The organism is Nonomuraea zeae, assembly GCF_005889725.1.
GTDB lineage: Bacteria > Actinomycetota > Actinomycetes > Streptosporangiales > Streptosporangiaceae > Nonomuraea > Nonomuraea zeae.
On record NZ_VCKX01000305.1, the window covers coordinates 1 to 14,160 of the forward strand.

The window sequence follows — 14,160 nt, forward strand, 5'->3', positions numbered from 1 at the left end:
CGGGCCCAGCCCCGTACGCGGGTCCAGCCCCGCCGTCGAGCACCAGTCGCGCGGCACCCCGAGCACCCCCGACCAGGCGTGCGCGATCCGCGCCCCGGCCGTGACCGGGAACAGCCGGACCAGCGCCTCCCGCAGCTGCCGCACCGTCGAGGCCCGCGTACGCCCGTCGTGGTCCGTCCCCGACCCGAACCGGTACGGCCACCCGCGCCCCCCGATCGCGATCCGGCCGTCCGCCGTGCGCTGCGCGTAGATGTAGGCGTGGGACATGTCGCCGAGCAGCTCTGCCCCCCGCCAGCCGATCCGGTCCCACACGCGGTCCCCGAGCGGCTCGGTGACGATCAGCGAGGAGTTCATCGGCAGCCAGGTGCGCCGCTCCCCCGGCAGGCTCGCCGTGAACCCCTCGGTCGCCCTGATCACGTACTCCGCCCGGACCGTCCCGTACGGCGTGACCGCCGTGTGCGGCGCGATGTCCGTCACCGGCGTGGACTCGTAGATGCGCACCCCGAGCCCTTCGACGGCGCGGGCCAGCCCCTGCACCAGCTTGGCCGGCTGGACCCGGGCGCAGTGCGGGGTGAAGGAGGCGCCGAGCGCGCCCGCGACGCCGATCCTCGCGACCGTCTCCCCGGCGTCGAGCAGCCGCACGTCGTCCGCCCACTCCCGGGCCGCGGCGACCTGCGCGCGCAGCCTCGGAAGCTGGGCGGGCGCGTGCGCCACGCGGAGCATGCCGTCCTTGACGATGTCGGCCTCGATGCCCTCGGCCGCGGCGACCGCGATGATCTCGTCCACGCTGGCGTTCATCGCCCGCTGGAGGTCGATGACGCCCTGGCGGCCGTGCGTGGCGGCGAAGCGCCGGCGCGAGCCGGCCAGGGCCGCGGTGATCCAGCCGCCGTTGCGCCCGGACGCGCCGAAGCCGGCGAACGTCCGCTCCAGCACGGCGATCCTGAGCCCGGGGTCGGCCTTCTTCAGGTAGTACGCCGTCCACAGCCCGGTGTAGCCGGCGCCCACGATGCACACGTCCGCCTCGACGGACCGATCGAGCGGCGGGCGCCTGGCGGGCAGGCCGATCTCGCGGTACCAGTAGGAGACCCCGCCGTTGGCCGTCACAGCGCCACCCGCACGGGCGCCTGCGCCGCGGCGCGCTCGCGCACCCGGCCGATGCGCAGGCAGACCAGCGTGAACACGTAGAACAGCGCGGTGACCACGGCCACCGGCCAGTAGTGGCCGCCGGTCCACTCCAGCGACGCCGTCGAGAACAGCGGCACGAGGCCGCCGCCGATCGCCCCGGCGAGCTGGTACGACAGGGACATGCCGGTGTAGCGGACGCGCGGCGCGAAGAGCTCGGCCACGTACGCCGCCCCCACGGAGTAGGTGGCGGTCACGCCGATGAGCCCGACGCCGACCCCCACGCACAGCCAGAAGGCGCTGCCGGTGCCGAACAGCCAGAACGGCGGCACCGCCCACAGCAGCCCGGCGACCGCGCCCCAGCCGATGACCTTGCCCCTGCCGTACTTGTCGCCCATCGAGGCGAACACGAACATCAGCGCCGCCTCCACCGCCGCGGCCACGATCTGCCCGGCCAGCGCGACCGACTTGGGCAACCCGAGCTGCGTCGTGGTGTAGGCGAGCATGAACGTGGTGAGCACGTAGTAGGCCGCGAAGCCGCCGGCGAAGATGCCGAGCCCGACCACGATCTGCCGCCAGGACGTCCGCAGGCACTCCACGATCGGCAGGACGTCGGAGCGGGCGGCGGACTGCTCGAAGTCGGGGGTCTCCTCGATCCTCATCCGCACCACGAACCCGACCGCCACCAGCACGATCGACACCAGGAACGGCAGCCGCCAGCCCCACGACTCGAACTGCTCGGCGCTCAGCAGGCCGTTCAGCACCGCGAACATGGTGGTCGCGAGCAACAGCCCGACCGGCGAGCCGATCTGGGCGAACGCGCCGAAGAACGTGCGCCGCCCCTTGGGCGCGTGCTCGACGGAGATCAGCGCCGCGCCGCCCCACTCGCCGCCGACCGCCATGCCCTGAACGAAGCGCAGCACGACCAGCAGCAGCGGGGCGAGCGTGCCGACGCTCGCGTGCGTGGGCACGCAGCCCACCAGGAAGGTCGCGATGCCCATCATGAGCAGCGTCCAGACCAGCGACCTCTTGCGCCCGATCCGGTCGCCGAAGTGGCCGAACACGACCGCGCCGAGCGGCCTGGCGACGTAGCCGACGGCGTAGGTGGCGAACGCGGACAGCACGCCCGCGACCGGGGACAGCGTGGGGAAGAACAGCTTGTTGAAGACGAGCGCGGACGCGGTCGTGTAGATGAAGAAGTCGTACCACTCGATGCTGGTGCCGAGCGCCGAAGCGAGCGCCACCCTGCGCATCTGCGGTGGTGTGGTGGTCATTGGGGGGTCTCCTTCGCTGTCAGGCCGTCGCGCGCGTCGGCCTGGCGGTGGGCGGGCGGGCGTTCGGCGGGCGGGCCGTAACCCCCGCCGCCGCCGGTGCGCAGGCTGACCCGCTCGCCCGCGGCGAGCGTCACCGCGTCGATGTGGGACAGCCGCTGTACGGTTCCGTCGGACCTGGTGACCTCGAGCCCGCCGGTCGCGCCCGCCTCGCCGCCGAACAGGCCGCGGGCGCCGTAGCGGTGCCGGTCGGAGTAGGCGGAGAAGGTCACGCCGTCCCTGGTGGCCTCGTACGTACGCACGAAGCCGAGGCCGCCGCGGTTGCGCCCGTCACCGCCGGAGCCGGGCCGCAGCGCGAACTCGGTCACCCTGAAATGGGAGTAGTCGATCTCCAGCGCTTCGACGGGCGCGCTGGCGCAGTTGGAGATGGGGTTGTCGAGCGCGTCGGCCCCGTCGCCGGCCGCTCCCGCGCCCCAGCCGCCGCCGAGCACCTCCAGCACGACCTCGTACTCGTGGCTGTCGGGGTCGAGGTAGCTGAGCGCCGCCGCGCTCGTGGTGTCGTAGCCGGTGGCGACGACCCGCTCGGGCAGCGCCTCGGCGAGCGCCCTGATGACGGCGTCGAACGCGCGGCTGGCCGGGGTGAGCCGGGCGCGCACGGCGGCCGGGGCCACGGGGTTGAGGATGGACCCGTACGGCGCGGTGACCGTGATCGGGCGGTTGCAGCCCTCGTTGAAGGGGATGTCCTTGTCGCGCAGCAGGCCCCTGATCGCGCTCTGCACGGAGGAGACCGTGGAGGCGAACGGGCAGTTGAGGTTGGCCGGGACCTGGGGGTCGGTGCCGGTGAAGTCCACCTCCAGGTCGGAGCCGCGCACCCGGACCGCGACCCGGACGTGGTGCCGGTCGCCGCCCCAGGTGGAGGCGTCGATGATCTCCTCCGCCGCGTAGTCGCCGTCGGGGATCTCGGCGATGGAGTCGCGCAGCCGCCGTTCCGCGTAGTCCTGCAGCTCGTCCATCACGGCGGCGGTCAGCTCGGGGCCGTGCCTGGCGACCAGCTCGCGCAGCCGTTCCGCGGCCACGTTGTTGGCCGCGAACTGCGCGTTGAGGTCGCCGACCACCAGGTCGGGGACCCGTACGTTGAGCCGGAAGAGCTGCTCGACGAAGCCGCCGTGCCAGTCGCGCGAGACCGAGAACGGCCGGCCCGGCAGGCGCAGCCCTTCCTGGAAGACCTCCTTGGCGTTGATGGTCAGCCCCGGCTCGCCGCCGCCGATGTCCACGTGGTGCGCCACGCTCGCCGCGAACCCGGCCAGCGCGCCCTCGTGGAAGATCGGCGTGAACAGGTAGATGTCCTGCAGATGCTGGCCGCCGCGGAAGGGGTCGTTGTAGAGGATCGCGTCGTCGGCGGTGAGCGTGGCGGGGTCGGTCTCCGCCAGCACGGCGGCGATCGCGTGCGAGATGCCGGCGGTCATGATGGGGATGGCCTCGGCCTGGCTGACCACGTTGCCGCGCGGGTCCACGAGGGCCACCGCGTAGTCGCGGGCCTCGCGGACGACCGAGGAGAACGCGGCCCGGCGCAGGTTCGCCGCCATCTCGCGGGGGATGGCCGCCAGGGCGGTGCCGACGATGTTCAGGGTGACGGGATCGACGGGCATGTCAGGCTCCTCGGGTCAGCAGGAGGTTGGTGGCGGCGTCCACGGCGGCGGTCCAGCCGGGGGGCACGTACGTGGTGGCGGTGTCCTCCTCGACCACGGCGGGACCGGTGACCGCGTAGCCGGGCGGCAGCGACGCCCGCCACAGGAAGGCGCACGTCCGCTCCTCGCCGCCGATCACGACCGGCAGGTCCTCGCGCCGCACGTCCCCTTCCACCTGCACGGCGGGCAGCGCCGTCTCCCCGCGCGGCACCCGCAGCGTCAGCCGGTACGTCACCACCTGCACGGCCTTGGCCGGCGTGCTGTGGCCGTACCTGAGCGCGTGGGCCTCGTGGAACAGCCGCGCGGCCGTCTCCGGGTCCACGCCCGGCGGCACCGGCACGGTCAGCTCGAAGCCCTGGCCCCGGTAACGCAGGTCCAGCTCGTGCTCGACGACCACCCCGGCCGGGCCGACGCCCTGGGCGGCCAGCTCGGCCGTGGCGTCGGCCAGCAGCTCGCCGAACACCTCGCCCAGCTCGCCCGGCGCCAGCCCGGCCAGCTCGTCCACCCTGGTCACCGCGAAGCGGCGCTGGAAGTCGGAGCTGAGCAGGCCGTAGGCGGACATGAGGCCGGCGTGCGGGGGGACCAGCACGGCGGTGATCCCGAGCTCGTCGGCGACCGCGGCGGCGTGCAGCGGTCCCGCGCCGCCGTAGGCGACGAGGGTGTGGTCGCGCGGGTCGTGGCCGCGTTCGGTGGAGACGAGGCGGATGGCGCCGGCCATGGCGACATTCGCGATGCGGAAGACGTCCTCGGCGAGCTGCGCGGGGCTGCGCTCAAGGTCGGCGGCCGGCGGCGCGGGCTCGGCCGCCGTCCGGGGCCTGGACGTGCGCTCCAGGTCGGCGGCCAGGTTGCCGAGGGCGGTGGTCGCCGCCGATCGGTCCAGGGCGTGCCGGCCGCCGAGGAAGTGCCCGGGGCGGATCAGGCCGCGGGTGACGTTCGCGTCGGTCACGGTCGGCTCGGTGCCGCCCCTGCCGTAGCAGGCGGGCCCCGGATCCGCGCCCGCGCTGCGCGGCCCCACCTGGAGCATCCCGCCGGGGTCCAGCCCCACGATGCTGCCGCCGCCCGCGCCCACGGTGGCGATGTCGACCATCGACAGCTTGACCGGGATCCGGTCGATCATCGACTCGGTGGTGATCTGCGGCCGGCCGCCGGTCACCAGGCAGACGTCCGTGCTGGTGCCGCCCATGTCCATGGTGACGATGTCGTCGATCCCGGCCGCCGAGGCCACCGCGACGGCGCCCGCCACCCCTGCGGCCGGCCCGGACAGCAGGACGTGGATCGGGCGCTGCCGCACGTACGCGGCGGGCACGACGCCGCCGTTGGACTGCATCATCGACAGCTCCCCCATGCCGCGCTCGGCCAGGGAACGTTCCAGGCGGCTGAGATAGCCGTCCACGGTCGGCTTGACGAAGGCGTCCACGGTGGTGCTGCTGGCCCGCTCGTACTCGCGGAACTCGGCCACGACCTCGCTCGACAGCGACACGTCGAGACCCGGCGCGACCTCGGAGACGATCTCGCGTACCCGCTGCTCGTGGGCCGGGTTGCGGTAGCTGTGCAGGAAGCACACGGCGATCGAGGTGACGCCGAGCCCGGCCAGCTCGGCCACCGCGTCCCGTACGGCCCGCTCGTCGAGCGCGACCAGCGGCTTGCCGGTGGCGTCGAGCCGTTCCGGCACCTCGCGCACCAGCTCGCGGCGCACCAGGGGGCGCGGCTTGCGGTAGTGCAGGTCGTACATCACGTCCCTGTCGTGCCGCTGCAGTTCGAGCACGTCGCGGAAGCCGCGGGTGACGATGAGGCCCAGCCGCGGGCCCTTGCGTTCGAGCACGGCGTTGGTCGCCACGGTGGACCCGTGCAGCAGCGGCGCGCCCCGCAGATCGACGGACTCGAGGCGGCCGATCGCCTCCAGCACCGCGAGCGAGGGATCGGACGGGGTGGAGAACACCTTCCCCGTGGCCGCGAGCCGCCCGGCGCCGTCCAGCAACACCAGGTCGGTGAAGGTGCCACCACACTCCACGCCGAGTCTCATCGCGTTCCTCTCTGTTGGATGGAGAAACGGTCACATAGGCCACCATCTGCGGCAATACGTCGTTTACCCTATGGAGATGCTGCACCGGCCGAGGTATGAGGAGGCGTCCGGCCCCCTTCCGGGCATGGCGCGCGTCTCCGCCGACGGCACGGTCGAGCGGCTCGACGGCGTCGGGGCCGACCTGCGCGGCCGGCCGTTGCTGGCGCGGGCGGCGACGGCGTTGCTGCGGTCGGGGCGGGACGCGGTCACGTTCATGGCCGTCGAGCGATCCGCGGAACCGGAGGCGGAGCGGCCCTCTGAACGCTCCGCTGAGCGGTCCCCTGATCGGGATGCCCTGTGGGTGCACGTCTCGATGACCGTGGCGCGGGAGACGGGCGACGTGATGGTCTCGGCCGCCGAGGTCGCGCCGCCCTACGAGCTGACCCCGCGCGAGCTGGACGTGCTGACGCTGCTGGCGGGCGGGCTCACGAACACCGCCGTCGCCGGGTATCTCGGCACCAGCCCGCGCACGGTGTCCAAGCAGGTGGAGAGCGTGCTGGCCAAGCTGGGCCAGGCCACGCGCAGCGGCGTGGCGGCCTTCGCCGTGGACCACGGGCTGCTCAGGCTGCCGGTCCCCGGCGGGTGTCCCGAGCTGACCGCGCTGGCGGTGGGCGCGGTGGACCGGCTGATGCGGGAGCCGGGGCCGCTACCCCGGTTCGCCACCGCCGGGGTCGCGCCGCGCAGGCCGGCGACGCCGTACGAGATCGGGTTGCTGCTGCCGCTCGTCGGCGCGTCGAGCGAGGACGGCGAGCAGATGCGGCGCGGGGCGGAGCTGGCCGTCGAGGAGCTGAACGCGCGGGGCGGCGTCGCGGGCCGGCCGGTGCGCACGCATGTGAGCGCGGTGGACTCGCTGGACGCGGACTCGGTCACCGCCGGGCTGGCGGAGCTGGCGGCCAGGCAGGTGCCGGCCATCGTGGGCGGGTACCTGCTGACCGACGAGCGGGCCTCGTACGAGCTCGCGGCCGACTACGGCGCGCCCTACCTCAACATCGGCACCAGCGATCTGCAGGCCGAGTGGGTGCGGGACGAGCCCGGCAGATTCGGGCGGATCTTCCAGACCGGGCCCACGCGCGGCAACTACGGCAGAGGCTTCGCGCGCTTCCTGGAAGGGGTGCGGCTGCGCAGGCCCAGTGTCGGGTTCGTGGAGACGACGATGCCGGACACGCAGACGTTCAGCGAGGAGACCGCGCGGCTGGTCGGGCGCGCGGGGCTGGGCATCGACTTCCTGGTACGGCTGGAGCCGCCGCACGACGACTGGAGCCGGGCGCTGCGGGCGATCCGCGAGCATGCGCCCGGGGCGGTGATGGTCACCCACCACGTGCCCGAGCAGGCCGCCGCCTTCCAGCGGGCCTTCGCCCAGGAGCCCTCGCCGACGCTGGTCTACATGGTGTACACGCCCGCGGTGCCGCAATTCCTGGAGCTGGCCGGGCAGGCGGCGGAGGGCGTGGTCTGGGCGACCGTCACCGGCCGGTACGGGGACAGCCGCGGGCGCGCGTTCGCCGAGCGCTTCGCCCGACGGTACGGGGCGGCGCCGGGCAGGTCGGTGGCGAGCGCGGCCTACGACCAGATCAACCTCCTGGCCCTGGCCTGGTCGGCGCACGGACGTCCGCACGACTTCGGCCTCGTGGCCCGCGACCTGCGCACCATCGTCTACCGGGGGGTCAACGGCGCCTACGACCTGGACCGGGGCGGGCAGACCAGCGTCGCCTTCCCTGACGAGATCCCGGATCCTTCGCTGGGCCAGGCGCATCTCGTCTTCCAGATCCAGGGCGGACGGCACCGGGTCATCGGGCCCACACCGTACGCGGAGGGGACGTTCCGGCAGCCACCCTGGATGAACGCGCAGCAGTAGGCGGGCCCCGGCGCACCCACCCGTCACCCGCTTACCGGGTGGGCCTCCGGACCCCACCCCGAAAGGACTTCGCCCCAGGGCCTGGGGCCTGGCCGGCGGATCAGGTGGCCGTCGCCTTTCCGGGTCGTTGGCATGGGCATGGGGCGGGGAGATTCAACGCTTGCGGAGTGGCCCGGCAGAAGCCGCGTCTGCCGAGATCCGAGCAGCGCGGCGGCCGGCGGGCCGGCCAGGTGTGGCGGGTGGGTTAGCGGGGCCAGGACCACGATCCAACCGGAGGACAATCCGCTCGGAAACCGTCCAACCGGACGACAGAGCTCCACCGGCACACATGAGGCCGATCGGCAAATCACCCTCACAGCAGAATGATGCGGAAATAGACGCAGGTGGCAGACCGCCCGGCATTTAAGGTGGATGACGAATATGGGGAGGAACCGATGTCTACCCGTTCCGGGCGCGTCACCCTGGCCACCGTCGCCGCCGCGGCCGGCGTGTCCGTGGCCACCGTGTCCAAGGTCCTCAACGACCGCAGCGACGTCGCCCCGGCCACCCGGGCGCTGGTGCAGTCCTTCCTCGTGGAGCACGGCTACGTCCCTCCGCCCTCCCGCCGGCAGGCCGAGCCGCTGCCCGCGGTCGAGGTGCAGGTGAACGGCGGTCTGTGCGCCTACGTCACCGAGATACTCAAAGGGGTGATCAAAGCCGGGGCCGAGGCGGGCGTGGCGGTCATCGTCGCCGACGGCGACGGCATGACCGGCGGCGGCACGGCCTGGGCCCGCGGGCTGGTCGCCGCCGGGCGGCGGGCGCTGATCACCGTGTGCGGCGAGCCGAGCCCGGCGCAGCTCGCCACGCTGTCGCGGGCCCACCTGCCCGTGGTGGTCGTCGACCCGCTGGACCAGCCGGGAGATCTCGTGACCACCGTCGGCCCGACCAACTTCGCCGGCGGCCTGTCCGCCACCCAGCACCTGCTGGCCCTGGGGCATCGCCGCATCGCCTATCTCGGCGGCCCCGCGTCGGCGAGCTTCAGCCAGGCGCGCATGCACGGATACCGTGCCGCCATGCGGGCCGCGGGCGTGCCCGTGGTCGAGGAGCACGTCCGCATGACCGGCTACTGCTACGAGGACGGGTTGAAGGCGGCCGAAGCCCTGCTCGACCTGCGGCCCGCGCCGACGGCCATCTTCGCGGCCTCGGAGGAGATCGCCCTGGGCGCCATGCACGCGGCCGCGGCGCGCGGGCTGCGGGTGCCCGACGACCTGAGCATCGTCGGCTTCGACGACACCGAGCTCGCCGCCATGACCTCGCCGCGGCTGACCACCGTACGCCAGCCGCTGCGCGAGATGGGCGTGATCGCCCTGCGCACGGCACTGCGCCGGGCCGCCGGCGAGGAGATCGAGTTCCGCCACATCGAGCTCGCGACCGAGCTGGTCGTACGCGAATCGAGCCGGGCCGCCTGAACGCCCGGGCTCGACCGCCAAAGCCCCGCAAAATCGGGCATCAAAGGCACGACTCTTGTAGCGGTAAATCCCCTGGAAACGTGCAGGATTCTGGCATGTAGGAGTTTCCCCTCTAAGTCCGGCAGTCGATTGCGGCCACCCCTTCGGACCTACTTCCATGGGGTGTCATGACGGTCACTCACGAGCAAATTCGCGCCGTCCTGGCGGACTACCTCGACGCCCACCCCGACCGGGCCCCCGGCGTCGCCAGGCTGACGCACTCTCTCGGTCCCGGCCTCGACATCGCCTCCCGCAAGACCTATCCCCTCCACGTCACGTGCAGCGCCGCCACCATCGACGACGCCGGACGGATCCTGCTGATCCGGCACCGGGTGCTCAATCGCTGGCTGCTGCCCGGCGGGCACATCGAGCCCGAGGACGAGAGCCTCTACGCCACCGCTCTGCGCGAGCTGGAGGAGGAGACGGGCATCGCCTGGCGGCACATCGTCTCCCCGCCCCCGCCCGGCATCACGCCGGTGGACATCGAGCTCCATCAGATCCCGGCCAACCCGGACAACGGTGAGCCCGAGCACTGGCATGCCGACTTCCGGTTCGCCTTCCGGCTCAGGGACACGACGGTCACGCTCCAGCTCGGGGAGGCCACGGCGTTCACCTGGTGCGCCTCGGCCGATCTGCCCGCGCCTCGGCTGGCCGCCCGGATCGCGGCGAGCTGAGCCCGGAAGCGCCTCTCCCGTACGCGGTCAGGCCGGGATCCCCACCAGCTTGACGAGGAATCGCTCAACCTGCTCCCCCAGCGGCGGCCAGGGGTGGTCCGGCTGGTTGAGTCGCATCGACACGGCTCCATGCACGGCCGCGCGCAGGTCGAACGCGACCAGGGCGGCGTCGTCCACGGCGATGAGCCCGTCCCGCATGCACCTCCGCACGGCCTCGGCGGTCCGGTCCCCGAGCTCCCGTTTGAACGACATGTCAGCTCTCTGGTTGAGAGTGCTCTCGTGCAGCACCTTGTACAGCCCGGGGTGCTCGTACGCCCAGCTCCCCAGCACGAGGATGCGCGCGCGGAGCTTGGCCACCGGATCGTCCGCACCGGCCTCAGCGTCGTCGATCGCGCGCGTCAGCTCCTGGTGGCAGCGCTCAAGAGCGGCCAGCACCAGGGCGTCCCGGTCGGAGAAGTGCAGGTAGACGGAGGTGGCGGCGGTGCCGACGGCCCGCGCGACCGCGCGCATCGACAGCGCCTGGTCATCGCCGAGCTGCTCCAGCAGCTTCAGCGTGGCCGCGACGATCTCCTCGCGCAGCCGCTCGCCCTGTCCGCGCGGGTTACGGCCGCGAGTGCGGGGTGCGGCCTCGGCTGCGTGATCCATACAGGGCATTGTACGAAGGCGGATATAACACTACAGTCGTAGCGCTACATCTGTTCATATGAGGAGATCAGCCATGAGCGCTGCCCTGAACCCCGCCCAACCGCAGCTCGACGCGAACAAGAAGGCCGTCATGGAGTTCTACGAGACCGCCTTCAACCGCAAGGACGCCGATGCCGTGACCGCGCTCGTCGGGGATCCCTACATCCAGCACAACCCGCAGATCGGTGACGGAGTGGCGGGGCTGCAGGCCCGCCTGCGCCAGCTCGCGAGCGCGTTCCCGGACTTGCGCGTGCAGGTCAAGCGGATGGTCGCGGAGGGCGACTATGTGAGCGCGCACGTCCACGCGGTCCGCGTACCCGGACAGCGCGGCGTGGCCATCATGGACGTGTTCCGGCTGGAGGATGGCAAGCTGGTCGAGCACTGGGACGTCATGCAGGACATCCCCGAGCAGAGCCAGAATCCGAACGGGATGTTCTGATGACCACCGCGACCACCACGGCCGGCTCGGACCCGCCGGTACGCTGGGCGCGTGATTCGCCCCGATCTCGACCAGCGCACGCTGCGGGCGGCCCTGGCCGATGCGCGCAGAGCACAGACGGAGTTCGACGACGCGAGGGCCTGGCTGGAGACGGCGGTGAAGGGCCCAATGGAGCCGCTGGGGGCCGAGGTCTGGGCATTCGACGCGACCTTCCGGCACGTTCTGCTGGTGCAGCACCCGTGGCGAGGCTGGGTACCGCCGGGTGGCCGGGTGGAGCCGGGTGAGACCCCGCGTGAGGCGGCTCGTCGCGAGCTCCAGGAGGAGACCGGCCTCGTCGCCGACCTGCTCGACGTCCCGGCGGCGGTGACCGTGCGTTCCTACCACCACGATCTGCCGGTCACGCTCAGCCTGTCGTACGGAGCGGTGGTGGACGGCTCGCTTCGCCTGTGCGGGGAGAGCGACCAGCCCGTCGCGTGGGTCCCGCTCGGCCACGACTGGGAGGGCGCCTTCCCGCAGGACCGGCCGAGCATCCGCACGTACGCGGCGCAGCTGTCCCGGGCGGGCGACGATAGGCTTTGACGGCTGAGCTCGTCACCGGCTCGCCGACCAGCTCGCCCACCAGCCCGCCAGCAGGGAGACGCACATGCCGACGTTCCCCCAGGGGAAGCCGCGGCCGCACCTCGTGGGGTCGCAGGGGGGCGAGCCGAAATACCAGGCGATCTACCGTGACCTGCTCGCGCAGATCGACAGCGGCGAGTTCGCGCCCGGCCGGCCGTTGCCCTCCCAGCGGGAGCTAGGCGCCTACTACGGCGTCAGCCTCATGACGGTCCGGCAGGCCCTGCAACGGCTCAGCGCCGAAGGGCGCATCGAGCAGCGCCACGGTCTCGGCACCTTCGTCGCGGGGGCCGTGATCCCCTACCAGATGAACAGCCTGGGCAGCCTCGCCGACGACCTCGCCGAGCAGGGGATCGAGCTGGAGACGGTGCTGCTCGGAGTGCGGCGCGCGCAGCCACCGGGGCCGGTGCGGGCGGAGCTCGGGCTCGCCGCGCGCGCGGACGTCACGGTCGTCGAACGGCTGCGGATCGTGAACGGCTCCCCCGTGATCCACCAGCTCTCCTACGTGCCGCGCTCCCTGACCCCGAAACCGGCGAAGCCGGCGAAGTCACCAGGCGCGCCGGGGTCCAGGCGGGCCACGCCGTTCCTCGAATCCCTGGAAGGCGGGGAGCTCGAACGCACGCCGCTCTACACGCTCATCGAAGAGCGATGCGGCATCTCGCTGGCGTGGGCGACGGAGGCCGTCAAGCCGGTGGTGCTGTCGGAGGAGCAGGCGGGTCTGCTGAGCCAGCCGGCCGGGAGCGCCGCGTTGCTGAGCACGCGGGTGACCTTCGACGCCGACGACCGGCCGGTGCTGGTGGACCGGGCGCTGATGTGCGCGTCCCAGATCGTCTTCACCACCAGACGCCAGGCGCCGCAGCCGGCCGTCACCCTCCGCCTGGACGCCTGAAGCCCAACCGAACACCCGAACACCCGAACACCCGAACATCCGAACGCCCCGAACATCCGAACGCCCCGAACATCCGAACCCTCGAAGCCCGAGCGACCGCTCAAAGCCGCCCGAGCGACCGCTCAAGGTCGCCCGAGGATCGCCGGCTGCCGCCGCACACCGGCCGCGAGCTCCCGGGCCACCGCCTCCACGGCCGCCACCCCGGAGGCCGCGTTCGGTGCGTCCATCAGGGCGCGGACGAAGGCCGAGCCCACGATCACCCCGTCGGCGAACTCGGCGACCTCCGCGGCCTGGGCCCCGTTCCCGACCCCCAGCCCCACGCACACGGGCAGGTCGGTGACCTCCCGCACGCGGGCGACCAGGCCCTTGGCGCCCCCGCTCACCAGCTCCCGCTCCCCCGTCACCCCCATCACCGAGGCCGCGTACAGGAAGCCGCGCGACGACCGCGCCGCGCGGGCCAGGCGCTCGGGGGTCGAGGTGGGCGCGACCAGGTGGACCCGGTCGAGCCCGTGCCGGTCGGCCGCCGCGTGCCAGCCGGCGGCCTCGTCGGGGATGAGGTCGGGCGTGATCAGCCCGGCCCCGCCCGCCGCCGCCAGGTCGGCCGCGAAGGAGTCCACGCCGTACCGGTCGACGACCGTCCAGTACGTCATGACGAGCGCGGGCACCCGGTCCGCGGCCAGCGCGCGCACGGCGGTGAACGCGTCGGCCGGGGTGACCCCGAACGCGAGCGCCGCCTCCGTGGCCCGCTGGATGAGCGGCCCGTCCATGAGCGGATCGGAGTACGGCAACCCCACCTCCACCACGTCGACCCCGCCCGCGACCATCGCCTTCATCGCCGCCACCGACGTGTCCACGTCGGGGAAGCCGACCGGCAGGTAGCCGAGGAGCGCCGCGCGCCCCTCCCGCCGGGCCTGCTCGACCACCGTTCGCACGCTCATGCGCCACCCTCCTCATCCAGCAGCCCGAAGTAGCGGGCGGCCGTGTCCACGTCCTTGTCGCCGCGCCCGGACAGGTTGACCAGCACGATCCCGTCCGGCCCCAGCCGCCGGCCCTCCCTGATGGCCCCCGCCAGCGCGTGCGCGCTCTCGATTGCCGGGATGATCCCCTCGGTGCGGCTCAGCAGCCGGAACGCCTCCATCGCCTCCGCGTCGTCGACCGGCTCGTAGCGGGCCCTGCCGAGGTCGTGCAGCCAGGCATGCTGCGGCCCCACCCCCGGGTAGTCCAGCCCGGCGGAGATCGAGTGGCTCTCCAGCGTCTGGCCGTGCTCGTCCTGCAGCACGAACGTACGGTTCCCGTGCAGGATGCCGGGCGAGCCGCCCGAGATGGAGGAGGCGTGCCGGCCCGTCCCCACCCCGGCCTCTTATACACATCTCCGAT

At 72.9% G+C, this 14,160-nt stretch carries 12 protein-coding genes and 1 pseudogene; 6 read left to right on the forward strand and 7 right to left on the reverse strand.

All coding sequences use genetic code 11. The annotated features are described in order from the left end of the window. From ETD85_RS51410 to ETD85_RS51425, 4 genes are all read right to left on the reverse strand, one after another. Positions 1-1,104: NAD(P)/FAD-dependent oxidoreductase (locus ETD85_RS51410; protein WP_138697160.1), on the reverse strand; the 1,104-nt coding region annotated here is incomplete at its 3' end. Then, the gene (locus tag ETD85_RS51415; protein WP_138697161.1) at positions 1,101-2,396 is read right to left on the reverse strand and encodes an MFS transporter; all 1,296 of its coding nucleotides are present in this window, start codon (positions 2,394-2,396) and stop codon (positions 1,101-1,103) included. The genes ETD85_RS51415 and ETD85_RS51410, both read right to left, overlap by 4 nt. Then, on the reverse strand, positions 2,393-4,042 hold the full coding sequence (locus ETD85_RS51420) for a hydantoinase B/oxoprolinase family protein (RefSeq protein ID WP_138697162.1): 1,650 nt from the start codon (positions 4,040-4,042) through the stop codon (positions 2,393-2,395). Before ETD85_RS51420 ends, ETD85_RS51415 begins: the two co-directional genes overlap by 4 nt. A 1-nt stretch (position 4,043) precedes the next feature. Beyond that, positions 4,044-6,104: a hydantoinase/oxoprolinase family protein gene (locus tag ETD85_RS51425; RefSeq protein ID WP_138697163.1), complete on the reverse strand. Its 2,061-nt coding sequence runs from the start codon at positions 6,102-6,104 to the stop codon at positions 4,044-4,046. 76 nt (positions 6,105-6,180) lie between these two features. Here ETD85_RS51425 and ETD85_RS51430 point away from each other — a divergent pair, with 76 nt between their 5' ends. The 3 genes from ETD85_RS51430 to ETD85_RS51440 all read left to right on the forward strand — a co-directional run bounded on the left by ETD85_RS51430 (position 6,181) and on the right by ETD85_RS51440 (position 10,156). Then, positions 6,181-7,995, forward strand: a complete 1,815-nt coding sequence (locus ETD85_RS51430) for an ABC transporter substrate-binding protein (RefSeq protein ID WP_170247310.1) — start codon at positions 6,181-6,183, stop codon at positions 7,993-7,995. A gap of 434 nt (positions 7,996-8,429) precedes the next feature. Beyond that, positions 8,430-9,443 (forward strand): LacI family DNA-binding transcriptional regulator, encoded by a 1,014-nt coding sequence (locus ETD85_RS51435; RefSeq protein ID WP_138697165.1) that lies wholly within the window; start codon positions 8,430-8,432, stop codon positions 9,441-9,443. Positions 9,444-9,610: 167 nt separating this feature from the next. Further along, complete coding sequence (locus ETD85_RS51440; protein WP_138697166.1) at positions 9,611-10,156, forward strand: NUDIX hydrolase; 546 nt, start codon at positions 9,611-9,613, stop codon at positions 10,154-10,156. A gap of 27 nt (positions 10,157-10,183) precedes the next feature. On the opposite strand, the gene ETD85_RS51445 is transcribed toward ETD85_RS51440, so the two are convergent. After that, on the reverse strand, positions 10,184-10,801 hold the full coding sequence (locus ETD85_RS51445) for a TetR/AcrR family transcriptional regulator (protein WP_138697167.1): 618 nt from the start codon (positions 10,799-10,801) through the stop codon (positions 10,184-10,186). Positions 10,802-10,874: 73 nt separating this feature from the next. Between ETD85_RS51445 and ETD85_RS51450 the strand changes: the two genes are divergently transcribed. The 3 genes from ETD85_RS51450 to ETD85_RS51460 all read left to right on the forward strand — a co-directional run bounded on the left by ETD85_RS51450 (position 10,875) and on the right by ETD85_RS51460 (position 12,783). After that, on the forward strand, positions 10,875-11,279 hold the full coding sequence (locus ETD85_RS51450; RefSeq protein ID WP_206059410.1) for a nuclear transport factor 2 family protein: 405 nt from the start codon (positions 10,875-10,877) through the stop codon (positions 11,277-11,279). Between the two features lie 51 nt (positions 11,280-11,330). Further along, positions 11,331-11,858: an NUDIX domain-containing protein gene (locus tag ETD85_RS51455; protein WP_276617406.1), complete on the forward strand. Its 528-nt coding sequence runs from the start codon at positions 11,331-11,333 to the stop codon at positions 11,856-11,858. A 64-nt stretch (positions 11,859-11,922) separates the two neighbouring features. Continuing rightward, complete coding sequence (locus ETD85_RS51460) at positions 11,923-12,783, forward strand: GntR family transcriptional regulator (protein ID WP_138697169.1); 861 nt, start codon at positions 11,923-11,925, stop codon at positions 12,781-12,783. Between the two features lie 122 nt (positions 12,784-12,905). On the opposite strand, the gene trpA is transcribed toward ETD85_RS51460, so the two are convergent. Continuing rightward, positions 12,906-13,721 (reverse strand): tryptophan synthase subunit alpha, encoded by an 816-nt coding sequence (trpA, locus tag ETD85_RS51465; RefSeq protein WP_138697170.1) that lies wholly within the window; start codon positions 13,719-13,721, stop codon positions 12,906-12,908. Next, positions 13,718-14,137 (reverse strand): annotated as a pseudogene (locus tag ETD85_RS51470) (pyridoxal-phosphate dependent enzyme); the annotation flags it as partial. The gene trpA and the pseudogene ETD85_RS51470, both read right to left, overlap by 4 nt. Between the last annotated feature and the right edge of the window lie 23 nt (positions 14,138-14,160).